Origin of the sequence: Pseudohalioglobus lutimaris, from assembly GCF_002866825.1 — a bacterium.
In the GTDB taxonomy this organism is placed as follows: Bacteria; Pseudomonadota; Gammaproteobacteria; order Pseudomonadales; family Halieaceae; genus Halioglobus; species Halioglobus lutimaris.
In genome coordinates, this window is record NZ_PKUS01000041.1 from 16,167 (window position 1) to 38,165 (window position 21,999).

General features: G+C 58.6%; 17 protein-coding genes. 8 read left to right on the forward strand and 9 right to left on the reverse strand.

Annotation, left to right across the window (positions count from 1 at the left end; translation table 11 throughout):
• The first annotated feature begins 4 nt into the window (after window positions 1–4).
• A complete protein-coding gene (locus C0039_RS19250; protein ID WP_101519002.1) occupies window positions 5–1,891 on the forward strand; it encodes an autotransporter assembly complex protein TamA in 1,887 nt (628 codons plus the stop codon).
• 10 nt (window positions 1,892–1,901) lie between these two features.
• Here C0039_RS19250 and C0039_RS19255 read toward each other — a convergent pair whose 3' ends face one another.
• The 4 genes from C0039_RS19255 to C0039_RS19270 are packed head-to-tail and all read right to left on the reverse strand — an operon-like array spanning window position 1,902 to window position 5,582.
• Window positions 1,902–2,957, reverse strand: coding sequence for a phosphotransferase family protein (locus tag C0039_RS19255; RefSeq protein ID WP_101519003.1), 1,056 nt, complete (start codon window positions 2,955–2,957; stop codon window positions 1,902–1,904).
• 12 nt (window positions 2,958–2,969) lie between these two features.
• A complete protein-coding gene (ybaK, locus tag C0039_RS19260; protein ID WP_101519004.1) occupies window positions 2,970–3,437 on the reverse strand; it encodes a Cys-tRNA(Pro) deacylase in 468 nt (155 codons plus the stop codon).
• A 32-nt stretch (window positions 3,438–3,469) separates the two neighbouring features.
• Window positions 3,470–3,853 carry a hypothetical protein gene (locus tag C0039_RS19265; protein ID WP_075998765.1) on the reverse strand — a complete coding sequence of 128 codons (384 nt, stop codon included), beginning with the start codon at window positions 3,851–3,853 and terminating at the stop codon, window positions 3,470–3,472.
• Between the two features lie 58 nt (window positions 3,854–3,911).
• Window positions 3,912–5,582, reverse strand: coding sequence for a formate--tetrahydrofolate ligase (locus tag C0039_RS19270; protein ID WP_101519005.1), 1,671 nt, complete (start codon window positions 5,580–5,582; stop codon window positions 3,912–3,914).
• 427 nt (window positions 5,583–6,009) lie between these two features.
• Here C0039_RS19270 and C0039_RS19275 point away from each other — a divergent pair, with 427 nt between their 5' ends.
• The 3 genes from C0039_RS19275 to C0039_RS19285 all read left to right on the forward strand — a co-directional run bounded on the left by C0039_RS19275 (window position 6,010) and on the right by C0039_RS19285 (window position 10,295).
• Entirely contained in the window at window positions 6,010–7,257 is a 1,248-nt protein-coding gene (locus tag C0039_RS19275) for an MFS transporter (protein WP_101519006.1), read from the forward strand.
• Between the two features lie 324 nt (window positions 7,258–7,581).
• Entirely contained in the window at window positions 7,582–8,757 is a 1,176-nt protein-coding gene (gene nagA, locus C0039_RS19280; RefSeq protein WP_101519007.1) for an N-acetylglucosamine-6-phosphate deacetylase, read from the forward strand.
• A 77-nt stretch (window positions 8,758–8,834) separates the two neighbouring features.
• Window positions 8,835–10,295: a WS/DGAT/MGAT family O-acyltransferase gene (locus tag C0039_RS19285; protein ID WP_101519008.1), complete on the forward strand. Its 1,461-nt coding sequence runs from the start codon at window positions 8,835–8,837 to the stop codon at window positions 10,293–10,295.
• Here C0039_RS19285 and C0039_RS19290 read toward each other — a convergent pair.
• From C0039_RS19290 to C0039_RS19310, 5 genes are all read right to left on the reverse strand, one after another.
• Window positions 10,292–11,614, reverse strand: coding sequence for an ABC1 kinase family protein (locus C0039_RS19290; protein WP_232334865.1), 1,323 nt, complete (start codon window positions 11,612–11,614; stop codon window positions 10,292–10,294). The two genes, C0039_RS19285 and C0039_RS19290, sit on opposite strands and share 4 nt — an antisense overlap.
• Window positions 11,595–13,010: an ABC1 kinase family protein gene (locus C0039_RS19295; protein ID WP_075998771.1), complete on the reverse strand. Its 1,416-nt coding sequence runs from the start codon at window positions 13,008–13,010 to the stop codon at window positions 11,595–11,597. Before C0039_RS19295 ends, C0039_RS19290 begins: the two co-directional genes overlap by 20 nt.
• A 37-nt stretch (window positions 13,011–13,047) precedes the next feature.
• Window positions 13,048–13,680: a glutathione S-transferase family protein gene (locus C0039_RS19300; RefSeq protein ID WP_075998772.1), complete on the reverse strand. Its 633-nt coding sequence runs from the start codon at window positions 13,678–13,680 to the stop codon at window positions 13,048–13,050.
• 182 nt (window positions 13,681–13,862) lie between these two features.
• Window positions 13,863–15,176, reverse strand: a complete 1,314-nt coding sequence (locus C0039_RS19305; RefSeq protein ID WP_075998773.1) for a multiheme c-type cytochrome — start codon at window positions 15,174–15,176, stop codon at window positions 13,863–13,865.
• Window positions 15,173–15,739, reverse strand: coding sequence for a cytochrome c3 family protein (locus tag C0039_RS19310; protein WP_075998774.1), 567 nt, complete (start codon window positions 15,737–15,739; stop codon window positions 15,173–15,175). Before C0039_RS19310 ends, C0039_RS19305 begins: the two co-directional genes overlap by 4 nt.
• A gap of 294 nt (window positions 15,740–16,033) precedes the next feature.
• Here C0039_RS19310 and C0039_RS19315 point away from each other — a divergent pair, with 294 nt between their 5' ends.
• The 4 genes from C0039_RS19315 to C0039_RS19330 all read left to right on the forward strand — a co-directional run bounded on the left by C0039_RS19315 (window position 16,034) and on the right by C0039_RS19330 (window position 21,984).
• Window positions 16,034–17,026: a prenyltransferase gene (locus tag C0039_RS19315; RefSeq protein WP_075998775.1), complete on the forward strand. Its 993-nt coding sequence runs from the start codon at window positions 16,034–16,036 to the stop codon at window positions 17,024–17,026.
• Window positions 17,023–18,519: a cytochrome c3 family protein gene (locus C0039_RS19320; RefSeq protein WP_101519009.1), complete on the forward strand. Its 1,497-nt coding sequence runs from the start codon at window positions 17,023–17,025 to the stop codon at window positions 18,517–18,519. Before C0039_RS19315 ends, C0039_RS19320 begins: the two co-directional genes overlap by 4 nt.
• Before the next feature lie 364 nt (window positions 18,520–18,883).
• A complete protein-coding gene (locus C0039_RS19325; RefSeq protein ID WP_165787195.1) occupies window positions 18,884–19,717 on the forward strand; it encodes a DmsE family decaheme c-type cytochrome in 834 nt (277 codons plus the stop codon).
• On the forward strand, window positions 19,714–21,984 hold the full coding sequence (locus C0039_RS19330) for an MtrB/PioB family decaheme-associated outer membrane protein (protein WP_075998778.1): 2,271 nt from the start codon (window positions 19,714–19,716) through the stop codon (window positions 21,982–21,984). The genes C0039_RS19325 and C0039_RS19330 overlap by 4 nt, the downstream gene beginning before the upstream one ends.
• Window positions 21,985–21,999 lie beyond the last annotated feature (15 nt).

The following is a 21,999-nucleotide window of genomic DNA, read 5'->3' on the forward strand; positions in this document are numbered from 1 at the left end:
CGTCGTGGCGATCGCACCCGTCCTTGCAGCGCTGTTTGCACTGCTGCTTTGCGTGCAGACCAGCGCCCAGGCAGCACTGCAGGTGCAAGTAGACGGACTACGGGGCGTCGCCCGTGATAACGTTCGCGCCTCGCTCAGTATCGCCCGGCGCCAGCAGGACCCGGAACTCGACGCGGCCACCATCCAGGCACTGCATGACCAGGCCGAGCTGGAGATTAGCCGGGCGCTGGAGCCGTTCGGCTACTATCGTCCGCAAATCACCTCATTGCTACAGCCCCCCACCGAGAGCAGCCCGGACTGGCGGGCCCGCTATCAAATAGATGCAGGCGAAAAAATACCTATAGCCGAAATGCAACTGACAGTAGTCGGAGCGGGGCAGAACAATGACGAGGTGCAGGCTCTGTCAGAGGGTTTCCCACTGCGCCGGGATTCCACCCTGGACCACCGGCGGTATGAACACACCAAGCGCGAGTTGATGGAACAACTTCGTAACCTCGGCTATCTGGATGCGGTGTTTACCGCGCATAAGGTGGAGGTTGATATGGCCACCTACAGCGCCCGCATCGCATTGCGTGTGGACACCGGCCCGGGCTATGTCTTCGGGCCAATCACTTTCGCGCAAAACCAGTTTGCAACGGACTACCTGCAGCACTACCTGGTGATCACCCCGGGCCAACCATTCGACCCGGCAGCAATCTCCCGGCAGCGCACCGCATTGAGCAAGAGCGGACACTTCCGCGAAGTCACGATCGTAACGGGTGAACCTGCCGATGCGGAACGGCCGGCCATTCCACTGCATATCCAACTGACTCCATTTAAGCCCAATCGCTACCGGGGGCGCCTGGGCTGGGGCACCGACTACGGCTTTGGTGTACAGCTTGACTGGACCCGGCGCTACGTGGGCAAACGCGGTCACTACTTCAACCTCGGCGGCTCTGTAGTAGAAGAGCGCCAGCGGCTGGCCGGCGATGCGAGTTACACCATACCGCTGGACCCCTTATCCGGCGGCAGCCTGGAGATCGCCGCCCGTCACGAAAGCAAGGACCTGACATTCGAGGAAGTGGATCTGGATGAGGGCGGAGAGAGCCGCATCGCGACCAACATCGCCTCGCTGATCTGGCACAGGCCCAATCGCCAGTGGAGTGGATTCGAATTCCGGCACAGTATCGGTCTCAGCTTGGTAGGTGAGACCTATGACGTCTTCGAAGTGCTATTCGGCAACCTGCCCTCCCGTTCGCAAGATGACTTAATCGACGTTATCGGCCCAGAGGCCTACAACACGCTGGCGCCGGACTTCGAAGCCCTGGTGCCAAGACTGCAACTTAACTTTCGCCGCAGCGACGATCCACTGTACATTCGCCGCGGCGATTTCTACAACCTTGAATTGCTGGGCACCGAGGAAAGCTTTGGTTCCAACACCAGCTTCTGGCAAGCGCGGCTGAACACCTGGAATATACTGCCGGTAGGAGACCGCAACCGGCTTTTGCTGCGCTCTGCCTGGGGCTATACAGACGCAGAAAGCAAAACCGCGCTGGGCATCAACTTCAACCAGGTACCCGAGTATTTCGAATTTCGCGCCGGTGGCGCACGCAGCGTACGCGGTTATGGTTTTGAAGAACTATTCGCGGCAGACACCATTACCGGCGGCAAACACTTGGCCGTTGCCAGTGTGGAATATGAACACGAGTTCATCAGCAACTTCAGTGCCGCCGTTTTCCTGGATGCGGGTAACGCCTTTAACGATTTCGATGATATCGATGAAAAACTGGGCGCTGGATTCGGCCTGCGCTGGCGTTCACCCGTTGGGCTGGCACGCATCGATGTGGGCTTCCCGCTGGACGATGCCGAGGACTCTTTCCAGATCTATATTACGGTAGGACCTGAATTCTAGGTCTCAAACATCAGGCCCGCAGACCCAGCGCATCACGCAGTTGCTCAGGTGAGCGCAACGACGCAAGCGTAAAGTGTATTCTTTCCAGCGTACGCAGCACATAGTTGCTGTCCTGCCAGGCGTCTCCCATGGCCAAGGTGACAGCGGCGCCCAACCAGGGGTAGACCGCCTGAATGGCGTACTGTCGCTGCAGCTCTGCCAAATCCGGAGCATTTACGCCAGCCTTGTGCAATTCATCGCGATAAAACTGCAGCAGCGCGGGCGACTGTTCCAACTGCTTATCCGGTGCCAGCGTGCCCGCCAGAAAGTACCCCACGTCACGCAGGGCCGGACCCTGCGCCAATAGTGCCCAGTCAAGGAAACCCGGCGCAGCGCGCCGTTCGTCGTAAAACAGATTGCCGTCGTGCACGTCACCATGAATCAGCGTGACCTCTCCCTCGCGCCACAGCCTGTGTACCGCGTCCTCATGCTGCAGGTACATCTCGCACAGTTGGCTGAATAATGGTGGCATGCTAGTGCCGTGTGCACTCAATGCACGCGGCAGTAACTGACGGGCTATCTCATGCTGCCTGATCGGGCCTACCCAACTGAGATCGTCATCAAAGCGGGGGGACTGCCAGTAGCCTGCATGCAGGCTGGCGAAAGCGGAGAGCACTTCACACAAATAACTCGGTGAATAGCGGGTCGCGGCATTGCGGAAAGTGCAACCGCTATCCTGCAGTTGCTCCAGCACCATCACGTAACGCTCGCCGCTCTGGTTCCAGTCGGCAAAATAACAATGAGGCACACGCAGCGGTAAGTCGACGGACAACTCGCGGTAAAAGCGAGCCTCGCGCAGGCCCATACCGCTGGAGGTCACAAACGCTCGTTGCTGTGGGTCTGCCGGGGGCAGTTTCACAAACAGGCGCGCAGGCAAGCCGCAATCTTTTGCGTAGTTTACCGCGATCTGTGCCCGACCCGTTGTACCGTTATCCGTGCCCTCGACCCGAACCGATCTGACCATTACCCCCAGGGCATCACCCAGCCACGCCGGGGTCAGCTCTGATATGGTTTGCGGTATCGCCATGTTGGCCCCCGACTATTTCTGAATCGTCGCCATGCTGGCGCTGAGCAAACGAGACAGGTCATCGGGTGATAGCTCAATCTCCAGGCCGCGCCGACCGGCGCTGACGAAAATTGTCGCAAAGGCCGCGGCAGAACTGTCAATCACCGTGCGCAGGCGCTTCTTTTGCCCCATTGGGCTGACACCCCCAAGCACATAACCGGTGCTGCGCTGCACAGTATCCGGGGCGGCCATGTTCACCTTTTTCGCCCCCAGCACCCGGGTCATACTCTTCATGCACAACTGCTTGTCTACCGGCACGACCGCTACCGCCAACCCGGCCCCCTCCAGGCTGACCACCAACGTCTTGAATACCCTGGCGGGCGCAAGCTGTAGCTTCTGCGCCGCCTCAAGCCCATAGGACTCGTTGTCTGCATCGTGTTCGTAGGCGTGAATGGTATGCGCGATGGCTAGCTGCTTGACCATGTTGATCGCCGGTGTCATCGCAGAGCGCTACAGCGGTAAAACGGGGTACATCAGGACCCGTTATAGATCTTTTCTGCTTTTTCCCGATAGGAGAGACACTCCGGTGTTTCCACCCTGGACCCGTCCCGAAAGTCCGCGCAGCTGAGATTCGCCATGCTGCGCATACAGGCGACAGCGGAAGCATAGAGTTCATGCTCCACAGGCACTTCCTGAATACCCTCGCTCATGGCCGCGCACATACCCTCCAGGATGGGCTCCATCATAGCCTTTAGTTCCGGGGTGAGTTCCTGTTGGTTGAGTTCCGCCAGTGAACAGGCTTTCACTTTCTCACACAGGTCATTGGCGGCAGACTCCAGGCTTTCCGCGCTGGCTGTGGTCATCGCGAGCAGCAGGGCCATCCCTGCACCGACGTTAAGTAAACGGGGGAAAAGCATTGTTATCTCCTTGATTGTCGAATAATCGTCTAAACACCCGGGCGATGAACTCACTCATTCAGAACAGCCCTTCGATTTGTCCCTGTGCGTTCACGTAAATATTATTTGCCGCCGGGGAGCGTGGCAGGCCCGGCATGCGCATGATGTCACCGCAGACAACCACCAGGAATTCGGCTCCGGCCGCCAGGGCCAACTCGCGCACTTTAACACGGTGATTCCCGGGGGCACCCACTAAACGCGGGTCGGTGGAAAAACTGTACTGGGTCTTGGCCATACAGACCGGGAAATGGCCATAGCCTTCCGCCTCAAACTGATCAAACTGCTCGCGAACCTTCTGGTCCGCATCCAGGTCGTCGGCCCCGTAGACATTGCGCGCCACTGTACGTGCTTTTTCCCAGAGACTGAGGTGGTCATCGTAGAGTGTGCGAAACTGCGCCTGACTACTGTCGGCCAGGTCTGCAACCTGGGTGGCGAGATCAATCGCGCCCTCTCCGCCGTCCCGGTGATGCGTGCACAAGTGTGCTTCCAGGCCCCTGCTCTGTGTATAGGTTTTGATCGCCGCGATTTCCGCTTCTGTGTCATCGGCAAAGTGATTGATAGCCACCGTGAGGGGAATACCGTACTGACCACAATTGCGGATGTGCCGGCCCAGGTTTTCCAGCCCGGCCTCCAGCGCCGGCAGGTTTTCCTCGGTCAGGGCGTCTCTGGCCACACCACCGTGCATTTTCAGGGCGCGCACAGTCACCACGATAACCGCTGCATCGGGCGTCAGCCCTGACTTTCGGCATTTGATATTAAAGAACTTTTCCGCGCCCAGGTCCGCGCCAAAACCCGCTTCAGTGACCACATAATCAGAAAGTTTCAGCGCTGTTTGTGTAGCGATAACCGAGTTACAACCATGCGCGATATTGGCGAACGGGCCGCCATGAATAAACGCCGGATTGTTTTCCAGTGTTTGCACCAGGTTGGGTGCCAGCGCATCGCGCAACAGCGCGGTCATTGCGCCCGATGCCTGTAGCTGCGCAGCGGTCACCGGTTCGCGATCCCGTGTATAGCCGATAACTATGCTACCCAGGCGCCGCTGCAGGTCCTCGATATTCTGTGCGAGGCAAAAGATGGCCATGACCTCGGAAGCAACGGTAATGTCGTAGCCGCCCTCCATGGGAAAACCGTTGCCGGGACCGCCTATGCCGGTGACGATTTGCCGCAATTGGCGGTCATTGATGTCCACCACTCTGCGCCAGGTCACCCTGCGGAGGTCGAGGCGCAACTCATTACTCCAGTGAATGTAATTGTCGATCATGGCCGCCAGCAGGTTGTGGGCAGCGCCAATAGCGTGCATATCGCCGGTAAAGTGCAGATTGATATCTTCCATTGGTACCACCTGCGACATGCCGCCGCCGGCCGCACCACCCTTGAGCCCGAAGCAGGGGCCCAGACTGGGCTCGCGCAGGCATACGGAGGCCTTTTTGCCCAGTTGGTTCATGGCATCGGCGAGACCAATCGCCACCGTGGTCTTGCCCTCCCCCGCCGGCGTCGGGCTCATCGCAGTGACCAGCACCAGCTTACCATTGGGGCGGTCCTGTAATGAGTTAACATAATCCAGCTCGATCTTTGCCTTGTAATGTCCGTAGGGAATGACCTGGGCGCGATCCACGCCTAGATCACTGGCAATGTCGATAACCGGGCGCATTGTCGCCTCGCGGGCGATTTCTATATCGGACTTCACGCAGCTTCTCCTTATTTTTCTGCCAGCGCCCAGGGGCAAGCCGCCATTCGGCGGCGCTGGCTGTGAATTTTTTCACACTTGCGCTGATTACCATTGACCATGATCAAACTCACACGCAGTATACCCCTCTGGCCCAGGGTGGCAGGCGTGCAATTGTGCAATTTCCACCACCCCTTGCAACCACGGGCATCGTTACCGAAATTACTGAGCTGAATACATGACCACACTACATCAAACATACAGCAGCAAACGATACGTCGTATCGCCCGTCTGTATGTGGGCGGTTAGCGTGGTTTGAGGAAGCATTTGTAATCATCCTGATTAGTAAAAGAGGCCTCCGAGAACCCTGATTCCGGAGGCCTTTTTTTATTCTTGATAAAAATATCTGCGTCACCGTTCAGGGTTCTCCCAAACAGGGAATAGAACCGTGACCAGGTCACTGCAAAACAACATCAAAGCGATTTACCTGCTGGGGTTTTTTACCGGCTTCATGGTAGTCATACCCGTTTTCGTGCCGCTGCTGCAGGGCCACGGATTGTCCATGAGTCAGGTGCTGCAAACCCAGGCGCTGTTTGCGCTCACCATCGCCCTGTGTGAAGTCCCCTCCGGCTACCTGGCGGATCTGTGGGGACGTCGCAACGCCATACTGGTGGGCTCCGGTCTCAACGCGCTTGGCTTTTTTTCCTTGCTGTGGGCCGACAGTTTCGTCGATTTTCTCGCCTATGAGTTCATACTGGGGCTGGGCTTCAGCCTGATTTCAGGGTCTGACCTTGCCCTGCTTTACGACACCGAAGTGTACCTGCGGGAGCGTGGCCTGCGTGGTGGCGCGGGGCCGGGGAAGTCCTTGAGCCGATTGATCGCAGTCGAGGCGGCGGCCTCAGGCATCGCCGGTATCGGCGCCAGCCTGCTGTTGCTGTGGTCCATGGATTCAGTTGTTGTGGTACAGGCCTTCACTGGATTTGCACCATTCCTGCTGGCGATGCTGCTGGTGGAAGCCCCACGCCCGGGATCCGGTAAGGATACAAGCACAACTGGTCACGGTGAAAATGCCAGGCGCATCATCGACCTGTTGCTGTTCGGCAAACCGGTCGTGTTGTGGACTGCCTTCGCTATTGCCGTTTTCGGGCTGTTGGCCGTCTACGTATTCTGGATCTACCAGAAGTACTGGGAGATGCAGGGTGTGCCGGTCTCCTGGTTTGGTTATATCTGGGCGGCGTTCGCGCTCACCGTGAGCCTGTCCGCGCGTTTCAGCGAAGCAGTCGAACAACGTCTGGGCTATCGGCAGTTATTGGTGCTTATCGCTATCCTGCCCCTATGCGGACTGCTGGGCATGGCGCTGGGCAGCGGTTGGTGGGGCGTCATGTTCGGCTTCGCCATACAGGTTTCGCGCGGACTGTCCATGAGCCTGTTCTACGAAGCGCTCAACCGCCGGGTGCCCGGTGAGTTCCGCGCGACGGTGAATTCCCTTGTCAGCCTGGGGGTGCGCTCGATTTTTATCGTCACCGGGCCACTGCTCGGAATGGCACTGGACAAACAGGGCATGGAAACCACGCTATTTGGTCTGTTGGCTATTTTCGCGCCGCTAATGGGCCTGGTACTGGTACCGCTGGTGGTGCGCATTCACCGCGAGCAGGGCCAGGAGGCCAACGAGCGATCTGCTACCACCGCCGCCTGAGTGCGGCGGTATTTCCCCTGGCCGTGCAGAGTTCAAAGAAGCAGCAAAAAGCCGGATGGATGAGTAGTGCGGTGGTTGATTTCCCAGTAAACTCCCAGCTGAAAGGGTCCTGACGATAATGATAATACGCATACGGGAAACTACATGAAAGCAAGTGTTAGAGACACGGTAAACTGCACTGGTGATCTATTAACAAGCATATCCCCAGCGATCAAACTGGCATCCACAGCTGTTGAGAGCACGCGCGATTGCGTGTCAGCGCGACACGCCTAGTGTGCCGCAAAGAAGCGCATTCATACCCGGTCGTATGGTGAAGGACTAAACATGCCCGGCCACAGTCCGCCAACGGCGCTCAAGGCCCGTCAGGTCTTCGACGGCGAATACTGGCAGTGGGACCATGCAGTACTGCTGCGCGGAGAGTACATCGAAGACATCTGCCCTGCTGACGAAGTGCCCCAAGGTGTACCGGTTAACAATCTGGGTGACGTCATCCTGGCGCCGGGACTGATCGATATACAGGTCAACGGCGGCGGCGGCCAGTTGTTCAATAATCAAGCGGACGCGCAAGCTGTAAGCCAAATTGCCGCAGCGCACCGACGCTTTGGCACGACCGGCCTGATGCCCACCATCATCAGCGACACGCCTGCGGTGCACCGCGCGGCTGCAAAGGCAATCAGTGAGGCTCGCCACAGTGGCGAAAAGGGCATTCTTGGTCTACATATCGAAGGCCCGTTCTTCGAACCGGGCCGACGCGGCACTCACAAGGCGGAGATGATTCGCCCGCTGGAAGATGCGGATCTAGCCTGGCTGTGCACCTTGCAAGACTTCCCGGTAATGCTGACGATCGCACCCGAGCACGTTACCTCTGACCAGCTGCGCGCGCTGGCCAGGGCCGGACTGTTATTGTGTGCTGGCCACACCAATGCAAACTACGCGGACATACGCCGCGCCATCGACTGCGGACTGCGCGGCTTTACCCATCTGTTCAATGCCATGAGTCCGCTGACTGCGCGCGAACCCGGCACCGTTGGCGCGGCACTGGACGACAGCAACACCTGGGCTGGCATCATCGCCGATGGGCACCATGTACACCCGACGACCATCAGCCTGGCAAAGCGCTGCAAATCGCCGGAGAAGCTGTTGCTGGTCAGTGACGCGATGGCAACTGTGGGCGCCGCCGATGACAGCTTTGAGCTCTACGGCGAGCGCATCCAGACTAAGGACGGACGCCTGGTGAACGCCGAGGGCAAGCTGGCCGGCAGCGCCATTGCGCTGATTGATGCGGTACGCATTGCCCACCAGCTGTCGGGAATCGAACTGGGTGAATGCCTGCGCATGGCCTCGTTGTATCCCGCAGCATTCCTCAAACTGGAGGGGGAGCTTGGCCGCCTGCAGCGGGGCTATCGAGCTGATTTACTGTGTTTTGACGCCGGCTACCGCGTCACCGACACCTGGGTTGCAGGTCAACATGCGACGCACGTACATCCTGCATGCGCGTGAACTCGTGTTAAAAGTAGATTGACCCCACTCTCAATTCCAGCAATCCTAAGGGATAACTTTAAACAACAGGAAAGCCCATGCAACAGCTCTCTGGCCAGGACGCCATGTTCCTGCACGCAGAAATCGATGGCCTGCCGCAGCACATCGGCGGTGTCAGCATCTACGACCAATCTACCGCACCGGAAGGCAAGGTCCGCTTCAAGCAAATACTGAAAATGCTTGAGCGACGACTTCACCTCTCTCCTATCTTCCGGCGTAAGCTGGCGTTTGTGCCCGGTGGCCTGGGCCGCCCCTACTGGGTAGAGGACGGAGACTTCGACCTCGAATACCATGTGCGCCACATCGCGCTGCCCAAACCCGGAGACTGGCGTCAGCTGTGCATCCTGGCGGCGCGCATACACGCCGTGCCCCTGCGCCGTGACAAGCCCATGTGGGAAATGTATGTGATCGAAGGTCTGAACAACGTGGAGGGTTATCCTTCAAATTGCTTCGCCCTGTTGCTCAAGGTCCATCACTGCGCCATGGACGGAGCCACCGGCACCCAGTTCATGAACATCGTTCACGACCTGACCCCGGAAACGAAGGACCCCGGCGATGCCCCTGCGTGGATCGTGGAGCGCCCCTCAAAAGCGCGTATGCTGGGGCGGGCCTACCTCGACGCCTGGCGCAAACCGGGAAAGGCCCTGGGATTCATCCGTGGATCCATTCCCGCGGCCCTGCGCATTCGTAAAGGCAGCAAGGAAGGATCTCTCCATTCTATTGAAGACAAGGTGGCTACCCGGTTTCAGGGCAAGATTTCACGCCATCGCGTTGTCGGTGCCAAAAAGTTTGATTTTGAGCAGGTTCGGGCCATCAAGAACACCTGCCCGGGCGCCACGATCAATGACACCATGCTGACGATCGTCGCCGGGGCAATGCGCCGCTACCTCCAGGACAAGGGCGAAATGCCGGATGAGTCACTGGTAACCGGCTGCCCCATCGACGTGCGCTCCGCGGAGGAAAAAGCGGCGGGCGGCAACATGGTGGGTTTTATGAACGTGTCCATGCGCACTGAAATCACTGATCCTGTACAGCAACTGGCGGCGATTCATGAGGAATCCAAAAACGCCAAAACCTACGCTGAAGCACTGGGGCCACGCTTTGCGGTGGATCTAACCGATGTATTGCCGGGTAATGTACTGTCGCTGGCAGTGCGCACCGCATCAGCGACCGGCCTGTCCGAGGCCAGTGTGATGTTCAACACTATTGTCACCAACGTTCCCGGGGCGCCGTTCCAGCTGTACCTGTGTGGCGCTGCCCTGATCGACGCCATCAGCCTGGGGCCATTACTACCCAACGTGGGGTTGTTCCAGATTGTCTACAGTTCGGTGCAGAACAAGAAAGGCTCTATCGTTCTTTCATTCACCGCCTGTCGCGACATGATGCCGGACCCGGAGTTCTACAGCAGTTGCCTGAAAGCCTCGTTCGATGAACTCTATGCCGCGACTGTGGGCAAAACGAAGCCGTCGCGCCCCCGCAAGAAGTCGAAGGCGCGCTAGATAAACTGCTTGACCAGGGCGTGGACGTTGACCCTCGCCTTGAGTCTGCTGGCCAACAGGAACATGCCGCCGAGCTTGCGATGAAAGTAAACTGCATCAGTGGGCGGTGTCTGCCAGAAGTCACGGAAGCCGGTAACGTCTTCGCCCATTGCTGACATGCGCGCCGCCATATCAGAGGCGGCGAAATCATAGGGCTGATCCTCCTGCACGGGTTCCAGCGCCAACAGAAAGAGCGACAAAACCAGCTCTCGATACTCACTGTCTTCATCACCCATCGCATAACCCACCTTTTCCGCGGCTGCGACCAGGCGCTTTTCGTTCCCGGCAATGGCCGCCTTGATCAGGCTGCGATAGGCGTTGACGAAGCTGGCCTTGAAACGCCTGGTAGCACCGAAGTCCAGCAGGATGATTTTGCCGCTGACGGGGTTGTACTGATAATTGGCAAAATTGGGGTCGGTCTGCACCATGCGCAGTTCAAACAACTCCTTGAACATAAGCTCTATCAGTGCGCTCATAACCTGGTCTCTTTCTGCCTGCTCAAGGCCGGCGATAGACTCGATGGGCTCGCCGCTGACATAGGTCATGGCGAGTACTGTCTTGCGAGTCAGATCCGGAATCACCTCGGGTACCAGAAAGCGCTCATCACCGGAGAGAAGATCACCGAAAGCGGCTAGAAACTCCGCTTCCTTGTTGTAGTCCGCTTCGTCCTTGAGCTGCGCCTTGGCGTCGTCAAGCAGGGGCTGAATATTGAATTCCGCCGGCAGCAGGCCAGAGAGCTTCAGCAGGGAGGCGATGTTGTCTACATCTGCATCAATGCTGTCTGACACACCAGGGTATTGAACCTTGAGCACAATATCCTGACCATCAGGCGACATTGCACGATGCACCTGGCCGATAGATGCTGCGGCCAGGGGACGATGTTGGAAATTGTAAAACAGCGCCTCCCACTCTTCCCCATAAGCACCAGACATCACTTTATCCAGCTGTCCGGGTGGCATGTAGCGCGCATTCGAGCGCAGGCGGGAAAGAATATCGGCGAGCTCACGAGGCAGGAAGTCGCCGGTATCCATGGACAGTATCTGCCCTACCTTCATCGCTGCGCCGCGCATGGTCGCCAGTTGGTCTGCCACCCTGCGGGCATTGGCCGGCGTGAGCAGCATGTCCCGCGCTTTCGGTCGTTTGCCCGCCCTCAACTGCCGGGTGCCCTCGGCGAGCATACCGCCGGCGACGCCACCGGCCATTCGTGCCACGCGGGCAAACCTGCCTACTCTGGATGTCGGGATCGCCTTGTGATCGTCCTCATCGTCTTTTTTTGCCACGCTGTTCTCGCTCCTGCCAGGCAGCCACATGGGCCTCAATCATTTCACAGGCATTGAACTGGGCGTCCAGTACCGCGATAAAGTTAAATACGCCTGTTAGCTTGCGGGCGATCAATGCAAAATCACGCGACGGGGTGGTGAAGTGACGACTGGCAGCAGAGGCAGCGGCCTGCTTACCCGCGCGCTTCATCAGTCGCGAGCGTCCCCAACAGTACTCTCCCTGATCATTCAAGTACTCTGGAGGCAGCTTTTCTGGTGCGCGCAGCGGTTCCAGCAGATGCAGGCAGAAGTCAGAAAACATACGACGAGCCTCCTCGCTGGCATCAGGCTGCAGGCACCCCAGCCCTGTCAGTCCGTCGACAATAGCTGCCTCGTCCCCGCGCTGGCTGGCGGCAATCGTATGTCGCAGGTGATAGAGGAAGTCGTCCGAGCAGTCCAGCACGGAACCGAAGTCCAGCAGCGCCAGCACGTCGTGGGCCTCTTTTCTGCGGCGATCATCAAGACACAGCAGGTAGTTGCCAAAATTGGGGTCAGTCTGCAGCATTCCCCAGTCATAGAGCTCGCAGAAAAACAGCTCCAGCATGGCACGACCCAGCGCGTTGCGGCGTGTCTGCGACAGTGCGGCGACTTCTTCCTCTACCACCGAGTAGCCCTCGATGTACTCCATTGCCAGCACTTCAGTGCTGCAGAAGCGCGGATAAAGCTCGGGGACATGGTAGCGTACGCCGTCCATCTCATGACCACTTACCCGCTCGGCCATTGCAACAGTGAGGCGCGCTTCGCGACGGTAATCAATCTCATTGTGCAGGTGTGTGCGTAAGGACTGCATCCAGTCGTCAAGGTCGCGTCCGGATTTGACCCAGCGCGCCAGTACCAGCATCTTCACCACTGCGTCGAAGTCGCTATCAATCATCTGCGCCAGCCCGGGGTACTGCACCTTGATGCATATCCACTCCCCGGTGTGACGAACTTTCGCCAGGTGCACCTGGGCCAGCGACGCCGCCGCGATTGCTTCAGGGTCAATTTCCAATTCATCAAATACCGGACCCAGGGAACCACGCACAAAAGACTCCAGCGCGTCCCAATGTAAAGGCTCCGTCGCATCAGACAGATTACGCAGGGCTTCCACTAACACCGGTGGCAGGAAGTGTTCCCCAAACAGCGCCAGCATCTGCCCGATCTTGACGTAGGTCCCCTTCAGGCGACCGAGCTCTTCTGCAAAACGCTGGGCCTCACGACGGGCGAATTCTGACTGGGGGTCATCTTCACTGCGCCCCAGCACCCTCGACATCGCGCTGTCTACCGCCAGGGCACCACCCGCACGCAGGCCGGCCATGGACACCGATAGACTACGCCTCAGGGCACGGGTGGGAAACGGCTTGTCTTTTTTTACCACGGATTACCTCAGGTTCTTGCCAATCACATCTTTCGGGCTAGCTACGAGCGGGCAACTGCATGGGCTCACCCTGAGCGTCAGCCCGCTTGAACGCAGGCCTGGCGGTGATCCGCTCAAGGTAGGCAAGTGTCTGCGGCTTGAACTGCTCATGTAACTGCATTGATCGCGCGAAAATGAGCGCGTATCCCACGGCAATGTCAGCGATGGTAAAACGGCCATCCACCAGGTAATCATTGCTCTCCAGATGCCCGTCAAGGCGTCGCAGGCGCGCGAAAAACCACTTGCCGTAGTCATCAGCCACAGCTTGCTTTTCCGGCACGGGCTCAAGGTAGTGGTAACGTAAAAAGATCGTCTGCGGGAATGTCAGCGTAGCGTCGGCATGGTGCAGCCAGTTGAGGTAAGCGCCGTACTCCGGATGATCGGCCTGCAAACCGAATTCATACCGCTTGTAGCGATCTACCAGATACTGACAGATAGCCGAGGATTCGGTCATGTGCGTATCGCCATCGACAAAATAGGGTACCGTACCCAGCGCATTTACTTCCAGGTAATCGCGCTGCAGGATGCGTGGCGGAAAAGGCAGTATCTCGACGTCGTATTCCAGGCCCATCTCCTCCATCGCCCACAGGGGACGCAGGGAACGAGCACCCGCACAGTGCCAAAGCTTCATGGAGAGCCTCCGTTTCAGATAAGCGGTGAGTATGGGACGCGCATACTACCGGAGTGCTTCACCGGTAGTACAGTGCGACAGATCATGAAATTCGTGATATTGCGGAACCACAACAGCTGACGCGAAGAGCAGTCACGCGACCGGCGCGTGACTGTGACGATTACCGATCCAGACCTTGCAGATCAGTCCTCTATCTCGCCTGTTTCCAGCCGCTTTGCGTGTATACCCTTGAGCTTGTAAAGGTCCTGTTGCAGCTCGAAGAAACCGTGCCAGTGCGCATAGTCGGGTGCGCCCATCATGGCGCCCTGGCGAGCACGGCGGCCCTGATGGTGCCAGAGGTGGTAATAAACGATCTGGAATTCATCGGCCCAGGGGTTTTCTCGCAACAGGCCCTTCTCCTTGAGCTCATTCAGCATGGCCGTGGCCGGCTCATAATAAGCTTCGTTGTAGAGCATTACCGCCTTGTCGCCCTGCTTGAAGAAGCCCTCGGTATGGCTGGCGGTATGGCAGTTGCTGCACACCATCTTCATTTTTTCCCGGCCCGCCGGGCCGTCGCCCAGTAAGGGACTCATCACATCATCCGATCCACGTACATTGGACTTCTTCGCCCAGAGGTTCCAGTACAGGCGCTCGCTAACATTGTGAGTAACGCTCAATTCGCCGATACCACTCATATGACAGGTGGCGCAGGTCGGTGCGCGATAATCACCCGGCTCCCAGGCATCCGGCGCAGAGTCCATTTTCCACTCGTCACCCTCTGTATTGTAGAGATGGCCGTGCTTGGAGTTGTTGTAAATCTCGATATTCGGATGATCTGGCCCCAGGTGACAGGAGGCACAGGCGTTGGGGTGGCGGGCCTCGGCGATAGAGAACTTGTGTCGGCTGTGGCAGGCATTACAGCTACCAGTGCTGCCATCGGGATAAATATTGCCCATGCCATTATTAGGCCAGGTCTCCGGAGTCGGCCGATTGTTCTCATCCAGCTTAATTTCGGTACCATGACACTGCATACAGCCGGTCTCGCCCGGCGCGCCCGACAATTCCGGATGGTTCTGGCCCTCGTGGACAATCTGCAGGGCATGCAGGTTGTCCTTGGGAATAATCTGGTGATAGGAGCGGAAGTGGCCGGAAGCATCAAACTGCTTCTTGGCATCGACGTGACAACGGCCGCACACCGCCGGCGACACCAGCGCGGAGACAAAAACGGGGGTGTCTTCCACATTGGCGTGTCGCGTTGCGTGGGGTGCGTCCTCGGGCACCTGGTGACAATCAATACAGGAGATACCCGCGTGGGCATGTCGGCTATCGGCCCAATCCGCGACCTGGCCCGGCGACACCTGCTGGTGACAGGTGATACAGGCCTTACCTTCCTCACTCAAATCACGGTTGATCTTGAGCGTCTTGGCGGAGGCAATACTGAATGCGGTGTCAGCCAGGGTGGCGGGCATGACTGCCAGCATAATCACCGCCAGGCTCATTCGAAATAGTTGCTTCATTTTTCTTCCTCTACAGGTTTTGGCCAACCCATCTCTTCCAGATGATAGCCCAGGCGGTTGTGACCAACATGCTCATGGCACTCCACGCAGCTGTAGTCATCCGGGTCGTTGAAGTACCTGCGGTGACTGCGGAAGGCTTTGCGATTGCCCTCACTGGCTTCCTGCAAGTATTTGTGACAGTTAAGGCATGATGAGTCGTAGACAAATTGCTTGCGACGCTCACGGATACCGTGCCAGTCTATTTCGTGGGGTTCCTTGAGCAGTGACTTTATCGGGTCAACGACTCCGTTCCTGGCTTTTACCCAGAAGTAATGCAGGGAGTTGTCATGTGGCAGGTGGCAGTCGTTACAGGCGGCACGGACTCCGTAGGGGTTGTTCCCGCCGTGCACGTCCTCGCGGTAGGCAGCTGCAATCGGTTCATAGCCGTGGCAGCTGGTGCAGAATTCGTAATCGCCCGTGGCATGGAAGGCAGTATCCATAACAGCCCAACTGGCAACCACCCCCACACCGACCACTGCGAGCACTGCCAGTGCTTTAACGACAGGTTTGCTGAAAAAACTCACTGAATACCCATCCCTGCTTATTTCATTATCGTTGCAGTGATGATCAGGGCAAGGACATCACCTTCCAATCACACACAAACTTTCAGGGAATAATAGCAGAGCGCTGTAATCTCGCAACGACAATTCGGAGCAGCCTTGCGCCAGGCAGGACCTGTGCACGGCATAAGACCACGAGCTGCCGCAAGGATTGCGTTTCCGGACTCGCAGTGAACTTCCCGAAGCGGTAACCTTGTGCCCTTGGAAAACCGGGGGCAAACCACACATGCTTTTGCCCATCGCAGGGACACGCAGTAGATGATCAACGTAACAATGTGGGGCAAAGCCCTCAACCAGATGCCCAAGCTGTCCGAGCACGAGTGGCAGGCACTGGATCCCGTGGCCAGGTGGTTAATCGCCTGTCGCGCCTCCGTGCTGTTCATGACCTTCACCGCCGCCGCTCTGGGCGGGCTGATGGCCTGGCGTGCTGACAGCTTTCACTGGGACCTGTGGCTGGCCACCGTATTGGGACTAATGTTCGCTCATGCCACCAATAACCTGCTGAACGACTACACCGACTCGCGCCGCGGAATCGACAAGGATAACTATTACCGCAACCAGTACGGGGTGCATGTGCTGGAAGACGGGCTGATGAGTGAGGGCCAGTTCTGGCGTTACGTCGGCGTAACTGCAGGCATTGCCCTGGCCCTGGGTAGTTGGCTTATCTACCAGCGCAGCGGGCTTACCATGGACCTGATGCTGGCAGGGGCCTTCTTTGTGCTGTTCTATACCTGGCCGCTGAAGTACTACGGTATGGGAGAGCCCGCCGTTTTGCTGGTATGGGGGCCGCTGATGGTCGGCGGTAGTTACTATGTACTGGCCGGCAGCTGGAGCTGGAACGTGACCTGGCTCAGCCTGGTGTTCGCGCTGGGACCCACTACCGTATTGTTCGGCAAGCATACTGATAAACTGGAGGCGGACCGCAGCAAGGGTGTCAACACTCTGCCGGTGTTGCTGGGTGAGCGCCTGTCCCGTTTATTTGTACTGGCCATGATCAGTGCTCAGTACCTGCTGTGCATTGCGCTGGTGTTGGCTGGCAGCTTTGGCTGGCCTCTGCTGGTGGTGCTGATTAGCTTGCCAGTACTCCCAGTGCTGCTGGCAGTCTTTGGCAAACCCAAACCGTCCAGTCCGCCCGGTAACTACCCCGAGGGGGTCTGGCCCCTGTGGTTCTCTGCTCACGCATTCCGCCACACCCGTCGGTTTACGTCCCTGTTCCTGCTCGGTGTAATCGTCGACACGGTGCTGGTATGAAGTCGCTGATTGCGCGCTCAGGCCTACTGGCGTCGTTGCTACTGATTTCACTGATAGTCATCCGACAGGCCAGTGCGCAAGATTCAACTGGCGCCATTCAAGCCTGCCTCGACTGCCATGACTACGGCGAAGGTGCCCCGGCGTACCAGGTCATGCTGGGCTCACACGGCATCGATGGCGATGCCACTGAAATGGCCGGTCGGCGCGGTTGCCTGGATTGTCACGGTATCAGCACCGCACATAGCGAAAACCCTGGCGAGCGCGGCCCTGACCTCAGTTACGGGCCTCGCTGGAGTGCTACTGGCAGCGCCCAGGACGAACCCTGCCTGAGCTGCCACCAGCAGGACGCAGCCCGCAACTGGCAGCACGCCTTGCATATGAATAACAGTCTGACGTGCGTCACCTGTCACGACATTCATACCGAGCAGGACCGGGTACTGGTGACAGCCGAGCAAAACCAGGTTTGCACTACCTGCCACAAAGCACAAAAAACAGGCATTCACGATCTCGGCGACCAGGGGCCCGAGAATCCGCCTTGCAGCCTGTGCCATAACCCGCACAATCATGAGGCGGCCCAACCGCATATGGCAGCCAACCAGTCAGCGGGCTGCACCTTCTGCCACAACACAGAACAGATGGCTTCGCTCGCAGCCCTCAACCCCAAGGCCGGCAACTATCATCGCGCGTTCGACAATGGCAAGCGCGGATGCCTCGACTGCCATCATGGCATCAGCCACGCCCCGGAAGACAGTGCTGCGCTGCTGCATCCACAGCCGGTGCGAGGCCGCCAGGTAACCCTGTTCTATCCCGGCAACGCCACGCGACAGTGGTTGACCAGTGAACACCCCGGTTCCCAGCCACTGCGCCAGGGCGCAGACTGCGCGCTCTGTCACCGCGGCGATGAGGCACAACTGGGGGCGAGCCTTGGCACTGACCTCAGCCACCCCGCGCGCCAGCTGGGTGTTGCGTTCTCTCGCCAGGCGGACAAGTTGCTGATCGACATCACCTGGACAGGCAGTGAGCGAGACGCCTTCCTGGCACTGATGTGGGGCGATGACCGCAACATGGAGTTTCGTCGCGGCGGCTGCTTTGCCGCCTGCCACGACAACGGCCAGAGCCAGGCCAGCCGCGTGCTGTTTCACGGCGGCGGGAGCGTTCCCACCACGACTATGGGAGCGCTCACAACGGGGGCCGAACTGTGGCGGGTCTCGCTGGAAACAGGCGTGCTGGAGATGGCGCGCGTCGGCGCCGGCGTGAGCCCACAAGCGAGGCCGGGCGTGACCGCGACCGCGCGGCACCACGGCGAAGACTGGTCAGTCCGCTTCTCAGTAGACACCGGTGATGGCGATGCAGAGACAAGGTTCAGGGCTGATCAGCGCTATACCTTTGGCGTTGCGCTGCATGGCATCGACAACCCGGGACGGCAACACTGGGTATCCCTGCCGCTGACACTCAGCCTCTCGGGCAACACTACCGATTTTGTTGCCGAGTAAGCACTGCACCAGAGGGCTGCGGTGCCGCAGCCGCATCGCTGCGAAGACCGCTTCAGCTCCCGGAACGCAACCTCCCGCACCGCTCAGGTATTGACCCTGGCGGGGGAAACTTAATCCATGTCAACAAAATCGTAATATACGCAATTGCCTAGTGGCACTGACCCGGAATCTGGACAATACTGGACGTGGTTCATTTCCTGATATTGGGGTTTTTTTGTGCGGTGATCAGGCACAGAAGCGACCCCTGAGCAACACAGATTTGCCGCATTGCGGCAGATCCAGTGAAACGATACTCGTAACTGAGCCGGGCAAACAAAAAATGATAAGAAGACTCGCCAGAATATTACTTTGTGCCGGCTGTTGTTTGGCTGCACCACTGCTTGTTGCGGAAGAGCCGGGTTGCCTCGACTGCCATGAAGCCGATGACGGCTCATCTGTGCATACTGTTTTCAACACCGCGCACGGCAACCTCGCCGGGGGCGGTGCAGCTGCCTGCACCAGTTGCCACGGCCCTTCGGAGGCGCACGACCGCCGCGGCCGCCGCAATCAACCGGACGTCAGTTTCGGCCCCAAGTGGGTGTCACCGCTGGAGCAGCGCAATGGCGCATGCCAGAGTTGCCACGAGAACGGTGCCCAGATGCTCTGGGCCGGCAGCGAGCATGAACAGGAGAACCTGGCCTGTGCTGACTGCCACCAATCCCATCAACTGCGTGACCCTGCACTTGACCAGTCCACCGCCCAGGCGCAGTGCACAGATTGCCACGCACAGGTGAAAGCACAGCTACACCTGCCCTCACGACACCCCATCGCTGAAGGGAAGACTGCCTGCACTGATTGCCACAACCCTCACGGTAGCGCCAGCGACGCAAGCCTGCACCAGGTCACCCTGAACGAGAACTGCTACAGCTGCCACCAGGAGAAGCGCGGCCCGCTGTTGTGGGAACATGAACCAGTCACTGAGGACTGCGCGTTGTGCCATAAACCCCATGGCTCTGTACATGGGGGGCTGCTGACCGCACGCGGTCCGGCCCTGTGCCAACAATGCCACTCTGCGGCCTTTCACCCCAGCGTTCCCTACGGTGCCGAAGGCCTGCCCTCCGCCGGCGGAAACCAGAACTTGCTGGGCAAGAACTGCCTGAACTGTCACAGCCAGGTACATGGCTCCAACCACCCGTCAGGAGCGCGACTGACACGATGACGAAGCGCAAGCAGATACCGTTCCAGTTATCCCTCATCGGCACCGCCGTGTTGGCCGCGAGCGCTGCTGTGGCCCAGACCGAAGAGGCGTCGGCAAGCGCTGCTGCGCACTACGTCCCGCTGCTGATCAACACACGCGCTGTGGATACGCGCTGGCAGGGCGACTACGCTGGTAACCTGCAGTTGGGGCTGGGCTATACAGCCGATGACAATTTCATGTTTGGCCAATACAACGGCCTGTATGAGCAAGGTACGACGGTCATCGGCAATCTGCGCTGGCAGGACTTCAGCGACGGCAACAGTTACTGGCGTGCGTCGGTGGATAACCTGGGGCTGGACACCCGGGAGGGAGAGATCGCCTGGGGCAGAAGCGATAAGTTGCGGCTGTCATTCGGCTTCGACTCCCAGGTACAGGTGAGTAACAATAGTGGCCGGACACCTTTTCGCGGTAATGACAGCCCGCTGGGGCTACCGGAGAACTGGGTAGCGGGCTCGACGACTGGGGACTTCAGTCAGCTGGATGCCAGCCTCCACCGGTTCGACCAGGAGCTGGAGCGGGACAAGCTGACCGCAGCACTGGCGATAAAGCTTAATGATCAATGGCACTTTGACAGCAGCCTGTCTTATGAAGAGCGCCAGGGCACCAGCGTGACGGCTGGCGCCATGTATGTGGATGCATCGTCAGGTGACGCTACCCTGCTGCCCATGCCGGTAGACTACCGCACCACTGAGTTTGATGTAGGCGTAACTTACAGCAGCGGGAAATTGAACCTGCAAGGCCGTTTGGACTACTCGGACTTCGACAACAAAGACAGTATCCTGATCTGGGAAAACCCCTATCGCTCCCGCTATCCAGATAGCACCGGTGGCCTCGGCCTGGCCCCTGACAACGACCAGCTGCAGGGGCGCATCACCGGGCAGTACATCATCAGCCCCACGGCGCGCCTGCAATTTGATGGCAGTTATGCCGTGGCCAACCAGGATCAGAAGTATCTTGACTACAGCCTGAACCCGGCCGCAAGCATTAGCGAGCCGCTGCCCCGGGACGCGTTCGACGGTGAAGCCCAGACGGGCACCCTCAACGGAAAACTGTGGCTACGGCCGCTGAAAAAACTGGATCTTGAGCTTTTTTACAAGGCGCGGGAACGTGACTACGACAACCCACGGGACGGTTATCGTTACCTACGCGGCGACGGCAGCAGGCAACCTGACCCTGCGTTAACAGTCTACAACACGTCACACCACGTGGTCTCACAGACAATGGGCGTCGAGGGCACCTACCGCATGCCCCTGCGTAGTCGGCTGCAGGTGGAGTACGCCTATGAACTGGTGGAGCGTGAAAACACCGCGGTAGAAGAAACCGAAGAGGACCGGATCACTGTTGGCTATCGCATCCAGCCAATCAGCAACTTCACGGCCCGCCTGGAACTGCTCTATGGCAATCGCCGCGCGGATACCTACAACTGGGACCAGCGCTACTATGCCCTGCTCGATGTGGAATTGATTAATGCAACGCCCGATAGCCAGCGGTTTATCAATCACCCGGAGTTGAGCCAGTACTACATGGCCAACCGCGACCAGGAACAGGGAAAACTGGACCTGACCTGGCTTCCTGCAGACAACTGGAGCCTGAATTTCAACCTGCTCGCGCGCAACGACGATTACGACAAGACGTACACCGGCCTGCGTTACTCGTACTGGGAACGTTACCATGCCAGTGCCAGCTACAGCCCGTCCGCGAGTTTCTCTGCTTCAATCTACGGCGGCTACGATCGCTTTGAATCCGAGCAGATGGGCCGCAGCTTTCGGGGCGGGGCGGAAAAGAATGCCTTCGAGATCTACCCACCCCTGCCCCAGGCCAGCGACCCTGATCGCGACTGGCGCATGGACACCACCGATACCAGCCTCACCGTGGGTGCCAACCTGCTCTGGAGCATCACCAAAACGATTGAGGTGGAAGCTGACTACAGCTTCGTCGATACACAAAGCAAGCAGGATTTTCGCAGCTACGGTGCTGCCGATGTCAGCCCGCAGAATCTTCCCAGTGTCAACACAACATTGCACCACTTCCAGACCAGCGGTACCTGGCATATGCGAGAAGACCTGTCCCTGCGTCTGGACTACCAGTACTACCGCTACCGTGCTGACGACTGGGCTCTGCAGGGCGTGCGGGCAGACACCATTGACAAGGTACTCACCTTGGGGGCAAGCAACCCCAACGAACAGATTCACTACGTAGGTGTATCGGCGGTTTATCGCTGGGAATAGCACCAACCAGGCCCC

Bases quoted from the DNA above. Each gene is read 5' to 3' on its own strand.
- C0039_RS19255 (WP_101519003.1), bottom strand. From the start codon at position 2,957: ATGGCGATACCGCAAACCATATCAGAGCTGACCCCGGCGTGGCTGGGT.
- ybaK (WP_101519004.1), bottom strand. From the start codon at position 3,437: ATGACACCGGCGATCAACATGGTCAAGCAGCTAGCCATCGCGCATACC.
- C0039_RS19265 (WP_075998765.1), bottom strand. From the start codon at position 3,853: ATGCTTTTCCCCCGTTTACTTAACGTCGGTGCAGGGATGGCCCTGCTG.
- nagA (WP_101519007.1), top strand. From the start codon at position 7,582: ATGCCCGGCCACAGTCCGCCAACGGCGCTCAAGGCCCGTCAGGTCTTC.
- C0039_RS19285 (WP_101519008.1), top strand. From the start codon at position 8,835: ATGCAACAGCTCTCTGGCCAGGACGCCATGTTCCTGCACGCAGAAATC.
- C0039_RS19300 (WP_075998772.1), bottom strand. From the start codon at position 13,680: ATGAAGCTTTGGCACTGTGCGGGTGCTCGTTCCCTGCGTCCCCTGTGG.
- C0039_RS19305 (WP_075998773.1), bottom strand. From the start codon at position 15,176: ATGAAGCAACTATTTCGAATGAGCCTGGCGGTGATTATGCTGGCAGTC.
- C0039_RS19315 (WP_075998775.1), top strand. From the start codon at position 16,034: ATGATCAACGTAACAATGTGGGGCAAAGCCCTCAACCAGATGCCCAAG.
- C0039_RS19320 (WP_101519009.1), top strand. From the start codon at position 17,023: ATGAAGTCGCTGATTGCGCGCTCAGGCCTACTGGCGTCGTTGCTACTG.
- C0039_RS19330 (WP_075998778.1), top strand. From the start codon at position 19,714: ATGACGAAGCGCAAGCAGATACCGTTCCAGTTATCCCTCATCGGCACC.